Here is a 19,981-nt window from a genome sequence, read left to right on the forward strand (position 1 = left end):
ACTGTTTTGTCTGACTAAAGCGCTTTCCAGACCTGTGCTTTTCCTGGTTCCTCACCACGTGTCCACCATTTGGCTTCGTAGTTTTTATTACCATGAGAGACTTTATCGCCACCTACGTAAGTTTTAGAGGCCTTCCACTGAGGAAAAGTTGATACAGGTACATCCTTAACCGTGACAGTGAAGTCTCTGGAAGTAACTAATTCACCATCCGATACAGCTACCGACACGGTATACTGTGTATCTGCTGAGACTTCACCGCTTTGTAAAGAGATAGTGGCGCCGCTGCCTGTCATAGAGAGCCCAGCAGGCAGTGTCCAGTTGTATACAAGCTCGGTCTGTTCATCATCAAAGGCATGCACGTGTACCTGTACTTGTGCATTCTCATCCATCACAACCGGGTCAGGTTGATGAACCGTAGGAGGCGTGTTTGGCGCCTTAGGTACGATAGTGAGGTTATAGGTGTACGCCGCATCTGTTACGAACACCTGATTACTAAGCAAATTCGCTTCATCGAACACCACGTCGCCATTAGTCTGTTTGACACCGACCTGAACATCATTGGCATAGGTTGCATTCAGCTGACCTGCCAGCACAGTCGCCCAACTGGCCTGATTTTGCGCCGTGACTGCTAAAGAATGTTTGACAATTTCCTGGCCGTTTTGGTCAAAAACGCGCGCCCACACGAGGTCGCCAGCGTTAGCAATCTGTCCCCGGCTAACAAAATAGCCAGCTGCGTACCAGTCGGTAGGCTGCGAATCAGACACTATGTTAATGTCGCTACAGTTGTAAAAGCCTTCTCCAACGACATCATTGCGCTGCCAGCGCGTATACAAAATAGCGTCGCCACTACGGCCTTGAGGTATCTGAATGGTCATTTCGTAAATACGTTTACCATCCGGATCTTTGACAAAATCTACGTTACCAATCTCTGTGATCAAGTCGATACTGCCCCACGTCATGACGTCTGTCGCCGGGTTAAACCCAGGCTTGGTCAGATAGAACTTCCAGAAGCTGGGGTTGTGCGGTGTCGTCGCATGAAAGCGAATTGCCAGCTCACCATTTGCATTAGGACGAACCTCTGTCTTTTGCCAATCGGCTGACGGCAGATTCATGCCACGTTTTTCATGTGAGCCCGCCGCACAGAGAGTGCCGTCTGGTATATTCTTCTCTACAGCCTGTTGGTTGTTGTAATCTGGCGTATTAACGGCGAATTCGTGTTCCTGAATAAACTGCACGTAGCCTGATTCCAGATAAGCAGCCCGACAGGCAGCATTGGGGATATTGGAACCATCTTCTGGCCACCAGTACCCTCCTTGGTCTTCACAAATAGCCTGCCTCGCAAGCGGAAAATCCATGTAACCATGGCTTGCAGCCAGGTCGCTGTAGCACAATGCTGACAATACCAATGCGCTGATTGCGCTCTGCTGTGATAGTAATTTAAACGTTTTCATAGTTTGCCTCTATCATAGGGGCCGAAGCCCCTGTCCTTTGAAATTGGGTCGGTTACAAACTACAAACCTTGGTGTAATCCGAACTTACTGATGGCTGTTTATTGCTCCACCACTTCGCTTTGTAAACACCATTTCCATCGATGATTAAGTCACCCTGAGCAGCATGAGTACCCTTTGGAAACTCTGGGTATACTTTAATCTGAGAGATAGGCACACCTTCACAGCTTGTGATTGGACCGCCGTTACCATCACCTGGTTTTGCATCTGGCAATTTCGGATACTCGAACTTAAATGCGTAACGTTTACCGTCTTTCTCAGCAACAAAGTTAACCGGACCTGTAATAGGCATGTAGTACATTACCTGAGCATTGACCGTTTCACCCGGTGCGAACGACTTCGGAATGTTGCCCCACTCGTCTACCAGGGTGATTGAGAAGCGGTGGAACTCATTCTCAAATCCGCCAATGTTGTTGCCAGCAGCGTTAGAGGCATTCGCTTCAACCGCCATACCCAGTTTCTCTTGCGCATTCCAGTTCGACTTAAAGATTGCCGATGTTGCAACTGGCACATCAAATGTGATCTTCGCACCTGACAAATCAATGGCAGAGTTGTTGGTAAACGCAAATGTTGGCGCAATTGGATAGTTATCATCACCTAGTGGGAAATCTTTAGCGGTGAAGGTAACATCAACGGATTCCGCAGGAACCTGGAAGTTCACATTCCCCGGATGAATATCGTAAGGCGCACCAGACTGATTAAACTTATTGTATGCTAGCGTTGTCAGGCTCGACCCCATGAAGTACTCACCTTTTGCGGCATCGTAGTCAAAGTCACCAGCAAGTTCCCAGAACATAATGCCGCCCAGGCCATTGTTGATAACATAGTCAACTTTGGTGCCCATCGACTCCTCGTCTTCAATAGACAAGAACACTTTTTTCTCTGCGTTCCACAACCAAGGCGCCACAGCAACAGAGTCATAATGACGTGCATATGTACCGGTCAATGCATCTTCAGGGTCTGTAACTGGGTTCAGACCATAGTCAGCCAGGTAGCTTCCTAACACGCCAGACTGCAGGTTCTTAACATGCCACAGCGGGTTAGAACCGGCAGGTACTTCCAGGCCCACGTCATTCTTGTCATGCCAAAGGTTATCGATACCCACTGCGCCATTGCCGCACTTATTCTTCTCGCCTTTACCGGTGCCCGGAGGACAGTTTGCCTGATCTGGGAAGGCTGCCTGGCCCCACAGTCCATTAGTCCCACCCTGGACATCCTTGAAACCACGCGTGTAGTAAGGAATACCAATGTTAATACGACCGCCCGATAGCGCACCACGGAAGTATTTAACAGCCCAGTCAGTATTCAGATAACCGATGCCTTCAAATTCAGCAGTGCCGTATACGTTCCATGCTTTAAGTTCTGAATCTTCACCAGTATCAAACAAAGAAGCATTGTGGCCTACGTGTTGGTTCCATGCGCCATGCAGGTCATAAGACATAATGTTGACGTAATCCAGATACTTAGTAACCTGGAAGGTCTCCATACCACGCAGCAAATAGCCAGAAGAAGGTGACGCAATAGTTAGCATGTAGTGTTTGCCATCTTGCTGACCGGCTTTGTCTAACTCTTCACGTAAACGCTTCATCAATACCTGATAAGAGGCATTCAACCCGGCACGTAGCGCATTAGAAATTGGGAAGTCATCTGGGTGACCTGCGTCATTCATTGAAGTCGGGTATTCATAGTCAATGTCGACACCATCGAAGCCATAGGTGCGAATGAACTCGACCGCACTTGCCGCAAACGCATCGATACCAGCCTGATTAACACTGCCATCAGAATTGGTCGTCATAGTGTAGAAGCCACCACTGTTAACGCGCTTGCCATCGCTGCCAAAGTAGCCACCGGTTTCTGCCCAACCACCTACAGAGATGAGAGTTTTAACATCCGGATGTTGTTTCTTATATTTGTTAAGTAAGTTGAAGTGACCTTTATAAGGTAAGGCAGGGTCCATCTCAGCACCCGCTTCGCCTGGCCACTCCATGTTTGTAGCGGGGTTGCCTGGTGCTGCAGGGTCACCGATTGACACCTTGTTGTTCGCGTCAACATGAGCAAAAGCATAATTAATATGGGTTATTTTGTCCCATGGAATATCATTCACCAGGTAAGAAGGCTGGCCATTAGCACCGTTTCTCCAGCTCGTGAAGTAACCGATAACCCGACGAGGGTGATCTGTACCCATTTTTTCACGGCCATCGACATCATAGATAGTACAGTAAGGTGTGTTCACACCAGGTGTTTGGAACAAACCTTCAGGTTTACAGTCGTCGCGTCCACCCTGGCCCTGCTCAACAACGGTCAGAGATTGAGAAACGCTAGCCGTAGCGCCTTTATCGTCAGTTACTGTTAGAGTAAATGTAACTGGGCCAAGTTGCTGCGCTGTCCAGGTATGGTCCGTTGCACTACCATTGGTTGTTACAACATCAACACCATCTACCGTAAACGTCAACTTGGTTACCTGGCCGTCCATATCGCTACCAGACAAGCCGAAAACGACCTGCGAACCAACAATCAATTCCGCTGGCTGACTCTTAATAACAAGCTGCGCTTCAGGTGCTTTGTTACCAGTATCTGCTGGCTTTACAACCACTTGACTAGTCAATACGTTAGATGCAGCACCTTTATCATCATAGGCTGTCGCGCTGATATCATGCGTACCAACACTGGCATTCCATTGCGCGTCAAACATATCCGCGGTGCCGCTTACGTCAGTGGCAACCAGGCTTCCGTCAACAAAAAACTCGACCTTGCTCACAGTGCCATCTGAATCGACGGCTTTAACACTGATGGCAACGCTGTCATTTGCAACGAATTCAGTACCGGAAACTGGCTGTAAGTTACTAGCTACTGGCGGTTTATTTTCGACAGCGCTGTCACACAAACCCAGCCAAGTCCACTCCTGCCAGTCACCAGAATTCGTTGCCGGCTCAGAACGCGTCCACCAGTTCGCTTCATAAGCATTATTATTTTGTTCGACCTGCTGACCACCCGTATAGGCATTACCAGATTGCCATGGATTTAGACCGGTACAGTCATACGCGTTTGCATGTGTTGAGCCTATAGCAATAGCGATTGCGCTGAGCTGCAGTGCCATCTTGAATTTGTTTCTCGTTTTCATACTTTCTTCAACCTTTACTGTTTTTGTGATTAACATTTTTAAAGTAAAGCTAACATAGAAATGAAGTACGTCAACGTAAGCATGACTACTTTTTAACCAACAAAACCTCACAAACCATCCTTTTTACCTACCAATTATTCAAATGAATGGACTTTTTCTCATTTTGACCCTACCCCAATTAAATGAGTTAAATTCATATATTACAGTTCATATATTCAACGCTATTGCATAAAGAACAATCAGTTAGAAACAAATTAGAAACATAGGAAAGAAAAACTTATGTATTCGGATAAGTTTTTCTTATCTTTCACGTGCAATTCTGAAGATCACGTTTAGACATAAGTTATAACCAATAGTTATATAAGAAACCAACCAGGTCAGACCAATAACATCACGTTAACGTCAACGTTAACGCTGTAACAAAGGCATGATTTGACATTAAATGAGGTACAACGAGGTTGTTCAGAAGTTATTTTGAAGGAATAGAAATCTTAATGAAGACTATCTGCGTGATTAACTGGCAATGATGACAGGCAATGTTAGCGAGACTTTAGCACCTTCATTACGCTTACTTTCAATATTAATGGTGCCTTTATGCTCTGAGATAATCCCATACACAACAGCCAGACCCATACCGGTCCCCTGCCCAACAGGTTTGGTGGTAAAAAAAGGTTCGAATATATGCGGTAATATGTCGGATTCTATACCGGTACCATTATCAATCATTTCGATCAGGATATGGTCCTGTAACTGACTGACGATCAGTTTGATTTGAGGAGTTGGGCAGTTCCCTAGTGCTTTACCCTGCTCACAAGCATATTTGGCATTCATCAATAAGTTAATGATCACCTGATTTAACGCAGCAAGATTGCAATAACTAAGTGGGATATCAGCTTTTTCGACCACCAGTTCAATGTGCTTAAGCTGATTAGCAAGCAAGCCCAGCGCACTGTCAATCGCTTCTGTCATATCAGCCATCACAAATTCATTGTTTTTGGGCCGAGCGAAATCCAATAAACTTGCGACGATAGTCGCGATACGCCGACAACCGTCCTGGCAATCTTCGATGAGATCTTCTGCATCTTCCGCAAAGAAACCCAGCTGATATTGTGCTTCCAGGTTCTTAAACGCCTCTTTAAACGCCTCCTGATCAATTGCGTTGTCTGAAAATTGCTGACTTGTATTAATCAATTCCGCAACGCCTTTAGCGACCTGCCCCAGTGTAGCCACATTACTGTTAACATAAGCCAAAGGATTATTTATTTCGTGTGCCACGCCCGCTGACATAACACCGAGCGTCGCCATCTTCTCACTCTGCAAAATAGCGGCATGTTGTCGTTTTAGCTGCGTCAGATTAGCCTCAAGCTCTTGGTTGGCAAGGTATAAAGAGCGTGTTTTGTCTTCTAATAGCGTTTCAAGCTCATCACGAGCTTGCTTTTCTCTGCGGTACGCCTTGTAATATTCATTGTCACCTTGCGACATAGTCACCTCTTGCACTCAACCTTGGGAACCAACAGCATCAGCCCTGCTGCCGGAAAAGACAGACCTAACCCATAAATCGCATCATACTTTCGGCACTCACGCCAAAATTTTCACCATAAACTGGGTGTGTTCACCACTTTGCGTTATAGATCGACTATGCGATATTTCTATTTGCTTATTAAAGTAATCGGCCGCACCATAGATAAGCCCTTCGGCACAGAACCCTAGCTTTCGGGGTGATTGGTAATCTACTAATATCTCCGTATCATTGACAATCGTAGCTTCAATCTTTGGCAGATTCGGCTCATCATATAATTTGGCCACCTCAACATGGATCACGCTGTCTATTGCCATAATCAACTTTTCGAATGTATCCAGCTCTGCAAGCACAGTAGTATGCTTGGCAGCCAATGAGCCAAACAAAAATCGACCAAATACGCTTAATACGTCAGGCAAAGGTAAAGCCATTTTTTCAGCAACACCATTTGCCAGCGCATACAGTTCTTCGTCCGGATAAGAGACAGCAGATACATAACTGCGATGTTCCGGGCTATGCTCATCCAATAGTGCATTCCATGCGCTCATACCTAGGTTTTCGATAACCAGTTCTTCTAAACTACGGAATATTATGCCTTTCATTGTTCACTCCTTACACCACATAAATTAGCACCAAACTCGCTGCAGTAATTGTTATAAAACAAAGTTTAGACTAGTTTTTATATTACCTATTGCTTTACGTCATTGATTTATGATGGAACACAGCCAAGAACCTGAAATTGCTACGCCTCCCTCCGGGCCTGTTCGAGTATTGTGCCTGGATGATGAGCCTGGCGTGCTTAAAGTACTCAGAAGAACGCTGGGTATGGCTGGCATGCAGGTCGCTATATATGAATGTGGAGAGCTTGCACTCAAGGCACTTGATGAAAATGATTTTGAAGTGATCATCTCAGACATGAGAATGCCAGAAATGGATGGGGTTGAATTCCTGACCAAAGCGAGGCAAGTATCACCCGAGTCACAACGCATCTTACTTTCTGGCTACGCGGATATGGATTCAACGATCGCAGCCATAAATGAAGGCGGTATCCATAACTTTCTTCAAAAGCCCTGGCAGAATGAGGCCCTTATCCACGTTATTAAAGATGCCGCCGAAAAATATCGCCTTAAACAATACAACCTGGCACTTCAAGAAGAGGTTAGGAAACAAAACGAACAACTGAAAGTGCTCAATGGCAATCTCGAAGAGTTAGTAGAAAAGCGTACTGCTCAGATCCGAACAGTACTTCGTCAACTTGAAACGGCTAACAAACGAGAACAAGATGAGCATAAAGCAACCGTAGAACTTCTGTACAATTTTATTAATGCTAACCCCTATATCAATGCTGATCTGGCAAAGCACATTGCTCATCTTTGTGGCCTTGTTGCACATAAACTTGGGCTCAGTGAAAAAGTCATACAACTAACCAAGATGGCTGGTTACTTGGCGCAAGTAGGGCTGCTGGCAATGGATCCCGCTCTTTATAATCGACCTGTCGAACAGTTAAGTCCCCAGCAACGAAAATTATTTTTCACGCACCCAGCGACCGCACAGCTGATGCTCATGCCGGCACAGCATTTGAGTGATGTTGGCGAAGCTATCTACCATCAGTATGAAAAGTACAACGGGCAAGGTATCCCGAAAGGCTTGAAAGGCAAAGAAATCCCCATAGGCGCGCACATTCTTGCGGCAGTCAGAGATTACGTAGAACACCTGCTAAAAACCAATAACCCAGAAAAAGAACAGCGCGCTCATGCATTGGAAATGATAAAAATGTACAGTGGATCCTTTTATCACCCTAAGGTAGTGGCTGCATTAGAGCAATCTGTTCAAGCTGACGGAACAGGCTCAGAGCAGGTGGGGTCAATGAATATCCTTGATGCACAAAAACTCAAGCCAGGCATGGAACTGGGCCTGGCCATTCATAGCCATAAAGGCATAATGCTGTTACCCAAGGGGCATGTTTTTACCGCTGCAACGGTTGCGAAACTGCAACAGCTCGAATCACAAAAACCAACCCCGTTTAGAATACTGATTAAAACTTAGCGTTTAAATCTGACAACGAGTTCATACATATCATTTGCCACTGTGGTCAATTCTTCGCTGATCACATGCATTTCATTTGAGCTATTTACGCTTGTGTTGGCGAGTGCTGCAATGCTAACCACCTGCTGATTAATATCCTCAGAGACCGTTGCTTGCTCTTCCACAGCCGTGGCAATTTGCATGCTACTCGCGCTGATTTTCTCTATCAGTTGATAAATCCCTTCTAATTTTTGAGAAGAATGTGAAAGCTGCTCAATGCCCTGACGAGACTCATCTTCTCCTCGCTTTGCAATGAATTCGGCGTTTTGTGTGCTTTGCGTCAACTGTTCGATGATCGCATGGATTTCTTTAGTCGACTCCTGCGTGCGTTGTGCTAAATGACGCACTTCATCTGCAACTACAGCAAAGCCTCTACCTTGCTCCCCGGCTCTTGCCGCTTCGATTGCAGCATTCAGAGCCAACAAATTGGTTTGCTCTGCAATTTGCTCAATGATCTGTGCCGCCTCTGCAATTTTAGATGTTTGTTTTGCCACACCTAACACTGAATCCTTAATATCAACAACGGTTGCACCCAAACTTTCTATTGAAGCGCGCGTTTCTTCCGAGCTGCGTGCACTTTCCTGGGCCAATACGAGTACCCCTTTAGCATCTTCTGAACTGGCCTGGACACTATGCGAGACTTCATTGATGGTGGTTGCCATTTCATTCATCGCAGTGGCAACCAGCTCAGTTTCGAGTTGCTGTTTTGTCAGGCATTGAGAGGTTTCGATACTCTTACTATTACTCTCTTTCGCACCACCAGCGACACCCTTTGCAGCGAATTCAATACGCGTAATAATGGTATCCAGGTGCGCACGCTCACTTAGCAATTTAACGTGTAGTTGAGCCATCTTGCCACTCCATGGGGAGTAAACCTGAGTAGCAATATCATCACAGAAACTGTGCGACATCACTTTATCAATCCTGCCCAGCTGTTCGTTATCGCGGTAAGTGTTATAAGCAAACAACGCCAGTGTGTTGGCAATCAGCCACCCGAACCCAAGCATTTCATTCACTGATAGATATAAAAAGAGTGCCGTAAGCACTGCCAGTGAAGGCCAGATTGCACGTAGCTTGGGTAGTTTCACTTGATCACGTTGACCTGATTTAACCCGTTTATAAAGCGCTTCGGCTCTAGTCACAGATTCACGGTCCGGACAGCTACGGACAGATTCATAGCCGATGATTTTTCCGCCTTCCGTCATTGGTGTGACATACGCATTTACCCAGTAATGATCACCATTCTTGCAACGGTTCTTAACGAGTCCCATCCAGGGTTTACCCTCTTTTAATTGATCCCACATAGTCTTAAATGCGATTTCGGGCATATCCGGGTGGCGAACCAAATTATGTGGCTGGCCAATTAATTCATCTTTGGCATACCCACTGACTTCTACAAAATGTTCATTACAGTCAAGTATTGTGCCTTTCAGATCGGTCACTGAAATTAGTCGGGTGTCAGCGGAAAAGCGTTTTTCCTGATTGGTGACGGGGTGATTTAATCGCATGTTTAAACTCGAATTCTATGCTATCAATTGCTTCTGCGAAGCGAGAAAATACGACTAATGCGCTGTTTTTGCAATAACAAATCTGTATTTTGCCATTTTTTTAAGACAAAATAACGAGATCTAACTCAACGCCAAGTACGTACAACCGAAAATCGTTTTTTCACTCTAGCCTTTTATGTAGAATAGCAAGGCTAACAGAACACACCAAAGGAGCCGTGAGTGCCAAAGCTTTCTGCCATTACTGATAATCCACACGAGAACAGATTTAATGAAAAAATCGGCGTTCTGGTAACCAATTTGGGTAGCCCGGATGCCCCGAATGCACCTGCACTAAGAAATTATCTTCGTGAGTTTTTATCTGATCCTCGTATCGTAGAGCTGCCCAGAGCACTTTGGTGGTTAATACTGCACGGCGTCATCTTACGAGTCAGACCAAGCAGATCGGCCAAAGCCTATGCAAGTATCTGGACAGATCAGGGATCGCCGCTGGTACAAATTACACAAGACCAGTGTAATAAACTGAGTGCATTACTAAAAGAACAAAACTACGACAATGTCGAGGTGGTCATGGCAATGCGCTATGGTAACCCGTCTATCCAAAGCGGCCTTGAAGCACTTCGCTCAAAAGGGATCACTAACATCGTTGTCTTCCCTCTTTACCCACAATATTCAAGCGCAACAACAGGCTCAACGTTCGACGCGGTTGCAAACGTACTGAAAACCTGGCGCTGGGTGCCGAGCCTCAGCTTTATTAATGGCTATCATAAGCAACCAAGCTATATCACAGCCCTTGCCAACTCAGTTCAAGAGCACATAGACAAACATGGCCTGCCAGAAAAGCTACTTTTTTCTTATCATGGCACACCGAAACGATTCCTCGATAACGGCGACCCTTACCATTGCTTCTGTCAACAAACCACTCGACTTGTGTGTGAGCAGCTTAAATTAGACAAAAACATCGTCATGACGACTTTCCAAAGCCGATTTGGCCGGGAAGAATGGTTACAACCCTATACGGATGTCACGCTAAAAGAGCTGGCTTCTCAGGGGGTAAAGGAAATTGCTATTCTCAGCCCAGCATTTAGTGCGGACTGTCTGGAAACACTAGAAGAGCTTGAAGAAGAAAACCGCGAGTACTTCATCGAAGCGGGTGGTGAAACGTACCACTATATACCAGCGCTGAATGACAGAGAAGATCACTTAGCGGCTTTATTCGACATCCTGAAACCTTATATCAGATAGAGCGATATATAAAATAAGGGGCCGATTTGGCTAATGCCGATCAGTTAAGAATTAAATAGATCAGTTGACCGATCTTTTAAAGGCTTCAAAATCCAATATCATTTCTGATATTGGATTTTTTTATGTCTTTAGAACAAGCCTTTTGCAGTGCGTTTGAGCAACTGCCCGAAAGTGTTACCTTTGAAAAACTTAATCACTTTCTGGATGCCGAAATACTGGAGCAAGCCTTTCAACGCGCTGGCGTTGCAACTATCAGAAAACGCAGGCTTCCACTCGAGGCTGTGATGTGGACTGTGATTGGTATGAGCTTCTTTCGTCAACAGTCGGTTTGGGATTTAGCTTCCCACATGGAAATTGCTCTGCCTGGAGATAGCAAATTAATCGCCCCAAGCGCCCTTGTTCAGGGAAGGCGAAGACTCGGTAAAGACAGTGTCAAAAATGCCTTTGAAATGATGGCTGCGCATTATTATCAGCAAGCAAACTTTGAAACTTGGTGCGGGTTAAACCTCCTGGCCGTCGACGGTGTTACTTGGCGAGCTCAAGACACGCCTGAAAATCGTGAATGTTTTGGCTCCCCCAGCAATCAGCATGGCGAAACCGCTTTTCCACAAATTCGAATGGTGTGTCATATGGAGCTGACCAGCCATCAACTTATCAGCAGTGCTTTCAGCGGATATAAAACCAATGAAATGAAGCTGGCAGAAAAATTAGTTGCCACCACGCCAGACCACAGCCTCACGATGTTCGATAAAGGATTCTACTCATTAAACCTGCTCCACCAATGGCAAACACATGGCACCGAGAGGCACTGGTTAATACCGGTGAAGAAAGGGCTTCAGTTTGAAGTGATTAAATCTAATGGTCGCTTAGACAAGTTGGTGCGCTTGAAAACAACTCCACAACCTCATAAGCAATCGCCTGATTTACCTGCGTATGTAGAAGCCCGACTTGTGACGAAGAAAATTAAAAACAAAGAATATCAAATACTCACATCGATGATAGATGCACAGAGGTTTCCTGGAGAAGAAATAGTTGAGCTTTACAGCCACCGCTGGGAAATAGAATTGGGTTATAGAGAAATCAAGCAGACACTTTTAAACAATGAATATACGCTAAGAAGCAAAAAATCAGATATGGTTGAGCAAGAGCTGTGGGGCTTACTCCTGGGGTACAACTTGCTGCGTCAGGTGATGACTCAAGCGGCATCTCGTAAAGGAATATGGGCCAACCAATTAAGCTTTAGTAATTGCGCCAACGCGATATTAAGTTACTTAGGGCGACTCCCCCTCGCCAGCCCGGGAAACATCCCAAAACACTATGAGATGTTAATACAAACATTGGGTCACTTTGAGCTGCCGACACGACGAGAAGATCGGGTCTATCCTCGAGCCATAAAACCAAAGCCAAGTAAGTACCCAGCTAGAAAAAACAATGCCAGTCAGCTTAACTGACTGGCATTAGGCCGATTTGGCCCCTTATTTTCAGTGTTGTTGTGATGATTTGCTTATATAAATAAGCTCGTCATTGAATACCTGACCTGAATTGAACTCCTGTAGCAGACGTAAACAAGCAGATAGTGGCTGCGCCGGGCTGTAATAAAAGCCCTGGATATGGTTACACCCTAACTGTTCCAGCATCGAAAGCTGGCTCTGAGATTCAACACCCTCCGCAATGACTTTGATGCCTAACTCCTGAGCTAAATTCAGCAAACAACTGATCATCACCTTTTTGTTTCTATCTGCCATCAGGCTGTCGACAAAAGACTTGTCAATTTTTAGATAATCAACCTGATTTTCTACCAAATGGCTCAGCGAAGAGTAGCCTGTACAAAAATCATCTAACGCAATTTTGACGCCTTGCGCTCTCAGTTTCGATAACAGTTCCCATGTATAACGATTCGTCGCCATAGACTCAGTGACTTCCAGCGTCACTTTATCGTAGGGTACTTGCGCTTTTTCAATCGCTTCTGTCACCAGCTTAAACTGATCATTACTGGTTTTAAACTCATTGACAGAGCGGTTAATCGAAATGCTAACTTCATCATAGCCTTGCGAATGTAACACTTTCAAATCTTGACAGGCTTGTTCAAGAACAAACTGCCCTATCAGGTGTATCAAACCGAATTCTTCCGCAATCGGAATAAAGGTGCCCGGTGAGACCATGCCCTGTTCGTCATCGAACCATCTAACAAGCGCTTCAAATTTAACAATTTTACCGCGCTGCACATCAACGATGGGTTGGTAGTAAACCGTCAGCAAGTTAGCTTTAAGCGCTGCTTTCAGTTTGTCTTTGAGTTTAATTTTATTCAGATAGGCGTTTTGAATTGCGGCATTGTGAAGTGCCACGTGCCCGCGATGTGTTTTCTTGGCGCTTTCAAGCGCATGCGCTGCATTGCGAATAAACTTAGCAGCCGTGATCCGACCGCGATTTTCCAACTGAGCTATGCCTGTGCTCGCACTAAGCTCTACCGTCAAGTCATTGAATACATAGGGCTGCTTTATTTTGTCGCTAAGCTTTTTGGCAACCTGTAATGCACTTTTAACGTCGGTATTATCAAGCAAAATTGCAAACTCATCTCCGCCATAGCGAGAAATCGTGTCATTTTCCCTAATCCCATTCCGCAATCTTTTTGCTACCGAAACCAGCACTTTATCGCCAATTTCCGGACCATAAATATCATTTACTTCCTTAAAATGATCCAGGCCGATAAACAACAAAGAACAGGGTGTGTGCAGGCTACGACTTGCGGAAATTTTTTCTTCAACGATATCAATAAAGCAGCGGCGATTAAGTAACGCAGTCAAAGGCTCGTGATTCGCGTAGAACATGAGCTGTGCTTCGTTGCGCTTCCACTCGGTGATATCCCGGAAAATCGCAACATAATTGACAATGTCACCTTGCTCATCCTTTACCAGGCTAAGCGTCAACTCTTCAGGAAAGATCTGGCCGTTCTTTCGGCGGTTAAATATCTCGCCTTTCCAGCAGCCTGCACTCATCAGGCTATTCCACATTTGATGATAAAAGTCATCACCATGTTGCCCCGAGGACAGCACAGAAGGATCACGCCCCATCAACTCATGACCGGTATATCCAGTTAGACGCTCAAAAGCACGGTTTACCATTATGATTTTATTTTCACCATCGGTGATCATGATGGCTTCAGTGGCGTGTTCAAATACAACATTGGTTAGCTCAAGCTGCTTATTCAATGAATAAATATAGGAAACATCCTGAACCGTTGCGCTAAAAACACGCTCGTCACGTTGCTCTTCACACTGCTCGACACGACCTATAATGCGATACAGGCCACGCAAATTAGTACGCTTTTTGTGCGCCACATTAACGTCAATGTAATCAAGATGGCCCGTCCTGAGCTTCTGTATAATGACCCTCAGCCGCTTTTGATCAGCTTCTGTTAAGCAGTTCGTAAAGTCATCAAGAGTCAATGTTTCTTCACGATGCTGCAAAAGGCGACGCATTTCATGGCTGAATATGTGCTTATCGCGGCTAATATTCCAGCTCCAGGAGCTTAGCTTAGCGATACGCTCTCCCTTTGCCAGTTGTTTAACGAGGATTTGCTGCGCCGCAATTTCAAGGTTGTGATTTAACTCAGCCCCAACAAGCAAACTGAGCTCTCGGAACCAATGCTTATCTTCGTCACTGACGGTCACCTTTTCATCGAACAAGCAAACCATTATACCAATCGGTTTATGATCCAGTGCTCGCAATGTCACGCCGAGGTATCCATCAATATTAAAGATCTTTAGGATTTCGTCTTCTGCGTACATTTGTTGCAGGTTGCAACTAATAGAACAAACCCCCTGACTGGTTTTGGCGTCGTTACAGGGCGTTCCTTCGAGGTCGTAGATAATATCGTTTGAGCGATTACCATCAACAGAATAGGCAACCGTTTTGACCCGAGTATCGGCATCAATGAATTTGCCAATCAAACAATGAGCCGGCTTGAACTTCTCATAGATCAAATCGAGCGCCAATTCATAGCGCGCCTCACTACTACACAAATTGTAAAATGTACTAAATGAAAAAGTCATTGTTCGGCTAAGTTCTTATATTTTATTGTTTTCAATATCAACAGGTATTTTAACAAATTGCAATGATAGAATTAAAAGCAAGACTTGTTCTCGATACAGATCAATAAATCGAACTTATTTCTTAGCATCGTCAATCCCTGTGCTCTACAAAGTCAAATAAGGATAAGTAGTAAACCTAGTCTGACCAGCTGTATGATATTATTCATACCACAACACGGGATCAGGTTCAAACACTCCTTAGTAAAACCGAATAATGTTTACAAAAATTAAGCGCTAAACAGCGTGACGCGCCACATCATGATTCGCGGCATGTGTAGAGAGCTTAGCCTGACAAGTTTGATTTCGGCCTTTGTTTTTCGCCTGATAAAGTGCCTTGTCTGCCATTTTAAGTGTTTCATCTATGCTTTTACTGTGCGCTGGCCAGCAGGCAATGCCAATCGACACCGTCACAGGCCTGGACAAAGGCATGGCGTGTTCGCTTATCGCAATACGTAACCGCTCTGCTACGCTAAATGCGCGGTTTGCATCCACAAATGGCATAAAAATCAGAAACTCTTCCCCACCACTACGACACACAAAATCATGACTGCGCGCGTTCTTTTTCATCACATTCGCCAAAGCACACAACACCTCGTCTCCAACAGCATGACCAAACTCATCATTGATAGACTTAAAATGATCCACATCCAGTGCCATAACTGAGAACTGATAATGCATGTTTTTGACATTATCCAACCATAATTGCATTGCCAGCCGGTTATTGAGTTTAGTGAGCGGATCCATTTTTCTGTCTTCTTCCAATTCCCTGATCTCCTGACCCAGTAGCTCAGAGCTGTTCAGGATCGCTGATTTTAGGTTTTCTGCCTCAAAATACCAGGCCGGCGTTTCATCGATACAACGTAGATTTCCGGGACTCAGTGAACTAACATTTTGAGCTAACTGCGCCAAAGGCCTCGCAATAAGAAACCCGGCGCACAAAGTCGCTACAAATATAGCCAGTGCAAACGGCAACGTGGAATACAATACGTTAGTATGTGTCAAATCTAACTCAGCGATGATACTAGTTAGGGCACGTTGGCTAATTATGCCCCACCCCGTGGTGGATACTGGTGCAAACCCCGCGAGCATGTCCACACCTTGACTGTTAAGTACCTCAACGGCTCCAGATTGACCACTCAATACAGCGTTAATCGCGACATTACCCGGAATATGTTCACCCACTCTAATATTATCTTTGTGATAGATCAGCCTTTTACTTTTATCTACAACATAAACATAGGAGTGCTCAGAAGCATGATGAGTACCCAATAATTGATTTAAAATGGTATCACCTTGCAGATAGATCCCGCCGGCAATAAAACCGAGATAAGTACCGTCTGGTGTAAAAATCGGAAATGTCGGGCTCACCAACAAGTTACCGGCAGGCGAGACAAATGGATCAAGAATGTGGGGTTGCTGTAGCTCTATCGGCAAGGATAATGATGGATCTAATGTTAGGCCTTTGAGCGCGAGGCTGGATGGCTGAGCCGAGATGATCTTGCGCTGCGCATTAATGACAACCAGAGAATCAAAACTGTTCGTTTGGGTAAGCAAGCGCGCCAATTCAACATCGATAGCATGGCTATCGTCAAAATGATTAGCAATGTGACCGGCACTGACGCGTAACTGGCTATTTAGCGATTGCAAAAATAGCTCCGTAACGGTGGCAAGCTTTTTTGCGTATGCCTGATTCGCAGCAAGCGTGTCTTTAATAAATGCTCGTTCGTGTACACGATAGCTAGCCATTAATGCACTATACACAGCTAACACGATACCGGCACTGACCAGTATTAATATGAGCTGCTTAAGATCCAACTTCCAGCGACGGATGATTTTCACTATTCCCTCCAACATCAGCACGAACATGGCTACTGATGTCATTGTAAAATACTGTGGGAGAAAGAACTTATTCTGGGTCAAACTCTCTGTGCCTAAACCGCTTACACATGCTTTAAATCGCAACAGACACGCAGGGGACATAATCATAGATCACTCAAAGGATGAGAAACAAACAACCAACAAGTACTTTTTAACTACACAGAAAAATAAATTACGTAAATTACTATCATGTTTAAACGCTGTGCATTATAATATGTTCGATATTTGACCAACTCAGTTTTACCGTAATGAAAAAGAAAACCCGAATGAACCCACTCGTCACACACTTTACTTTCGCAAGTATTGCGTTAGCTATGCTGTGGATGTTTGTTCAGGATAAAGACACCCTGCTTACCGGCAGTGCCTTGGTGCTTGCCTACATAGCTTGCGCACTTGGGTATCGCATGATTGCAGCACGCGAAGCATTAAAAAATACAGGCAAAGCAGCCCACAAAAAGCCTTAACCCTCTTTTCCCCAACGCTTGGCGTCTGAATAAAACTGTGTAATCATCCAGTCACAATTTTATAACAGGACCTAGCACATGTATCGTCGCTCACTACTACTACTTTTTTTACTGGGTGGATGTACCTCTTACGAGCAACCCACCCACGTAAAAACCTGCCAGGATCTCGTTTATAGCTACCCGGAAGTACGCGATAAAGGAAACGAGGATCAATATGCTGCACTATTCACAGATAATGCACGCTTTAACGTCGAGAAACTCAATATTTCACTCCATAACAAGACCGAGATTGTCGACCGTTTCAATAAAGCGCGCAGTAACACACAAACCGTTCATATGATGACTTCCTCTCGTCAGTTCCGCCAAAACGACGTTCTTGCCGGCGAATCTCACTTTATTTTACTGCTGAAAAATAATGCGCAGCCGACGACGACAAAGATCATCAGCGGCCGTTACTTAGATATCTTTGATTACGACACAAACCAATGTCGCTTTAGCAGTCGAAGAGTCGAAATCGATCGTATGGATGCCTTATAGCAAAAACTAGCGCTGCCTGCTGCGTTTATACCAGCGCTGCATTTCCTTATGATCACGTGTCACTGCTTGTCCCTGAGCTTCCATTTCGGTGACTTCATTGGCAAGTATTTCTTCCGCGGTTAATTCTAACTTCATCAATAAGGCACTTAATTGTGCCTTTTCATCATCAGACATATGCTCGGTAAGCATGGCTTCTCTTTTTTGCACATGAACGGTGACTTCTCGATAGATTTTTTCACCCGCCTCTGTCAATACTACAGGTTTACTCTTGCCAGCTAATTCCATTGCATGTACCAATTCAAGTTTTAGCAAGGCATTAACAGCACGCGTTACTGAGTAGGGGTCCAGTCGGGACTGATAGCTCACTTCCGCAGCTGTAATGGGTCCATAGGACCCAACGTTCAACAATACTCGCAATTCGCGGGTATTGAGCTCAGTCAAAGAGCGGATCACCGGGTCCCTATCGAGTGATAACAGGTTACTGACTACCGCGACCTGAAATGGCACATGCTCTGCCAAATCAAGTGCTTCCTTATGTGGATTTGTTACTGCTAACGCACGCTTTCTGTTAGCAATGGCATTTTTCATATCATTGTCACTGGACAATTTGTACCTCTACACATATAGTTGTTGCATATGCAACACAATAAACATTTACAGGAAACCAGTATGCCTTTAGTTAAGCCTTTGTCTCAAGAGCATGATCAGGAAGTGGCAGAATTAGCCAAGTTTTTCAACGAAACGCTTGGCTTTTGTCCTAACAGCGTGTTAACCATGCAAATCCGCCCGGCAATTGCGCGTGCATTCATTAATCTGAATAAAGCCGTCATGGAAAACCATGGCCGGGTTACTTCGGAGTTAAAAAGATTGGTTGGCTATATCACCAGTGCCAATACTGGATGCCGCTACTGCGAAGCCCATACTATCTTAGCGGCGCAACGCTACGGCGGCAGCGATGAAAGGCTGGCTCAGATTTGGCAGTTCAGGGAGAGTGACGCGTTTAATGACGCTGAAAAGGCCGCTTTTGAGTTTGCACTAGCAGCCTCCAGTGTACCAAATGCCGTTGATGACGAAATTGAAGCCGCAATGCAGGCACATTGGGATGATGGTGAAATCGTCGAAATATTGGGTGTTATCGCTTTATTTGGTTACCTCAATCGTTGGAATGACTCTATGGCGACTACACTGGAAGCAGGCGCCATTGATGCAGGAGAAACACTGCTTAATGAGCGCTGGGAAACAGGCAAACACACCAAATAACCATCCAGTCTCGGATTAAAACGAACATCCTTCAACCGATGGGAAAGCAGTGCTTGTCTGCTTCCCATTTTTGCTTGCCTGAACCGCAATTAAATTAGTTGAATATTTGGGTTGATCCAAATCAAAACGCACTATATATTAAAGTTTCAATAATTACTGAAACTTTAAAAATGCAGCTATCACCTAAAATCGAAAACTTCGTTCTCCACTGCGGAGAGATGGGAAGCCGCTGGGGCTTCAACCGTACCATAGGCCAGATGGTTGGCTTATTGGTTATCAACGAAAAGCCCCTGACTGCTAATGAAATTGCAGAAGCGCTTAAGATTTCCCGTGGTAATGTCAGTATGGGTATCAAGGAGCTGCAATCATGGCAACTGGTTAAAGTCCATCATATCCCTGGAGACAGAAAAGAGTATTACTCCCCTAATGGCAGCATTTGGGACCTGGCTAACCGGGTGTTTGAAGAACGCCGCAAACGCGAAATTGACCCTACCCTGACCCTGTTACGTGACCAGATTCTGGACAGCGCAAATTCACCAGAAGAAAAATACGCGCAAGAGCAAATGCAGTCTATCCATGATCTACTAGAGACAGTGACAAAATGGTCGGCGGAATTACAAAGGCTTACGCCTGAACAACTGCAATCCTTAATGAAATTGGGTTCATCTGTTAGCAAAGTAATTGATTTGAAGGATAAGCTGCTCAGAAAATCCTGACTGAGTGGCTTTGAAAAGGATTTCTTTACAATGCGCGGCTCGTGCCCGCGCA

The 19,981-nt window shown here is 45.0% G+C and carries 15 protein-coding genes; 7 read left to right on the forward strand and 8 right to left on the reverse strand.

Annotated features, from left to right (window positions below):
• Positions 1–14: 14 nt before the first annotated feature.
• The 4 genes from CWC22_RS24150 to CWC22_RS24165 form a co-directional block, all read right to left on the reverse strand.
• Positions 15–1,451 (reverse strand): lytic polysaccharide monooxygenase, encoded by a 1,437-nt coding sequence (locus CWC22_RS24150; RefSeq protein WP_138539304.1) that lies wholly within the window; start codon positions 1,449–1,451, stop codon positions 15–17.
• Between the two features lie 52 nt (positions 1,452–1,503).
• Positions 1,504–4,629: a glycosyl hydrolase family 18 protein gene (locus CWC22_RS24155; RefSeq protein ID WP_125556942.1), complete on the reverse strand. Its 3,126-nt coding sequence runs from the start codon at positions 4,627–4,629 to the stop codon at positions 1,504–1,506.
• A 513-nt stretch (positions 4,630–5,142) separates the two neighbouring features.
• Positions 5,143–6,111 carry a sensor histidine kinase gene (locus tag CWC22_RS24160; RefSeq protein WP_125556944.1) on the reverse strand — a complete coding sequence of 323 codons (969 nt, stop codon included), beginning with the start codon at positions 6,109–6,111 and terminating at the stop codon, positions 5,143–5,145.
• 96 nt (positions 6,112–6,207) lie between these two features.
• Positions 6,208–6,750 (reverse strand): heme NO-binding domain-containing protein, encoded by a 543-nt coding sequence (locus CWC22_RS24165; RefSeq protein ID WP_125556946.1) that lies wholly within the window; start codon positions 6,748–6,750, stop codon positions 6,208–6,210.
• A 109-nt stretch (positions 6,751–6,859) separates the two neighbouring features.
• On the opposite strand from CWC22_RS24165, the gene CWC22_RS24170 reads away from it, so the two are divergent.
• Complete coding sequence (locus tag CWC22_RS24170) at positions 6,860–8,194, forward strand: HD domain-containing phosphohydrolase (RefSeq protein WP_171045131.1); 1,335 nt, start codon at positions 6,860–6,862, stop codon at positions 8,192–8,194.
• Here the strand turns inward: CWC22_RS24170 and CWC22_RS24175 are convergent.
• Entirely contained in the window at positions 8,191–9,741 is a 1,551-nt protein-coding gene (locus CWC22_RS24175) for a methyl-accepting chemotaxis protein (protein ID WP_138539306.1), read from the reverse strand. The genes CWC22_RS24170 and CWC22_RS24175 overlap by 4 nt on opposite strands.
• Before the next feature lie 219 nt (positions 9,742–9,960).
• On the opposite strand from CWC22_RS24175, the gene hemH reads away from it, so the two are divergent.
• Both hemH and CWC22_RS24185 read left to right on the forward strand, forming a co-directional pair.
• Positions 9,961–10,983, forward strand: a complete 1,023-nt coding sequence (gene hemH, locus CWC22_RS24180) for a ferrochelatase (RefSeq protein WP_138539307.1) — start codon at positions 9,961–9,963, stop codon at positions 10,981–10,983.
• 122 nt (positions 10,984–11,105) lie between these two features.
• Positions 11,106–12,434 carry an IS4 family transposase gene (locus CWC22_RS24185; RefSeq protein WP_195879861.1) on the forward strand — a complete coding sequence of 443 codons (1,329 nt, stop codon included), beginning with the start codon at positions 11,106–11,108 and terminating at the stop codon, positions 12,432–12,434.
• A gap of 30 nt (positions 12,435–12,464) precedes the next feature.
• Here the strand turns inward: CWC22_RS24185 and CWC22_RS24190 are convergent, their stop codons facing one another.
• Together CWC22_RS24190 and CWC22_RS24195 are read right to left on the reverse strand one after the other, a co-directional pair.
• Positions 12,465–15,035: a putative bifunctional diguanylate cyclase/phosphodiesterase gene (locus CWC22_RS24190; protein ID WP_138539512.1), complete on the reverse strand. Its 2,571-nt coding sequence runs from the start codon at positions 15,033–15,035 to the stop codon at positions 12,465–12,467.
• Between the two features lie 273 nt (positions 15,036–15,308).
• Positions 15,309–16,955 carry a sensor domain-containing diguanylate cyclase gene (locus CWC22_RS24195; RefSeq protein WP_171045142.1) on the reverse strand — a complete coding sequence of 549 codons (1,647 nt, stop codon included), beginning with the start codon at positions 16,953–16,955 and terminating at the stop codon, positions 15,309–15,311.
• A 263-nt stretch (positions 16,956–17,218) separates the two neighbouring features.
• Here CWC22_RS24195 and CWC22_RS24200 point away from each other — a divergent pair, with 263 nt between their 5' ends.
• Together CWC22_RS24200 and CWC22_RS24205 are read left to right on the forward strand one after the other, a co-directional pair.
• The gene (locus tag CWC22_RS24200; protein ID WP_171045141.1) at positions 17,219–17,416 is read left to right on the forward strand and encodes a hypothetical protein; all 198 of its coding nucleotides are present in this window, start codon (positions 17,219–17,221) and stop codon (positions 17,414–17,416) included.
• Between the two features lie 78 nt (positions 17,417–17,494).
• Positions 17,495–17,953 (forward strand): nuclear transport factor 2 family protein, encoded by a 459-nt coding sequence (locus CWC22_RS24205; RefSeq protein ID WP_125556958.1) that lies wholly within the window; start codon positions 17,495–17,497, stop codon positions 17,951–17,953.
• A 6-nt stretch (positions 17,954–17,959) separates the two neighbouring features.
• Here CWC22_RS24205 and CWC22_RS24210 read toward each other — a convergent pair whose 3' ends face one another.
• A complete protein-coding gene (locus CWC22_RS24210; RefSeq protein WP_230090679.1) occupies positions 17,960–18,541 on the reverse strand; it encodes a MarR family winged helix-turn-helix transcriptional regulator in 582 nt (193 codons plus the stop codon).
• A gap of 81 nt (positions 18,542–18,622) precedes the next feature.
• Here CWC22_RS24210 and CWC22_RS24215 point away from each other — a divergent pair, with 81 nt between their 5' ends.
• Both CWC22_RS24215 and CWC22_RS24220 read left to right on the forward strand, forming a co-directional pair.
• Positions 18,623–19,213: a carboxymuconolactone decarboxylase family protein gene (locus CWC22_RS24215; RefSeq protein ID WP_125556962.1), complete on the forward strand. Its 591-nt coding sequence runs from the start codon at positions 18,623–18,625 to the stop codon at positions 19,211–19,213.
• Positions 19,214–19,383: 170 nt separating this feature from the next.
• Positions 19,384–19,929 (forward strand): GbsR/MarR family transcriptional regulator, encoded by a 546-nt coding sequence (locus CWC22_RS24220; RefSeq protein ID WP_046005214.1) that lies wholly within the window; start codon positions 19,384–19,386, stop codon positions 19,927–19,929.
• The last annotated feature ends 52 nt before the right edge of the window (positions 19,930–19,981 follow it).

It is taken from the genome of Pseudoalteromonas rubra, assembly GCF_005886805.2.
Taxonomy (GTDB): domain Bacteria; phylum Pseudomonadota; class Gammaproteobacteria; order Enterobacterales; family Alteromonadaceae; genus Pseudoalteromonas; species Pseudoalteromonas rubra_D.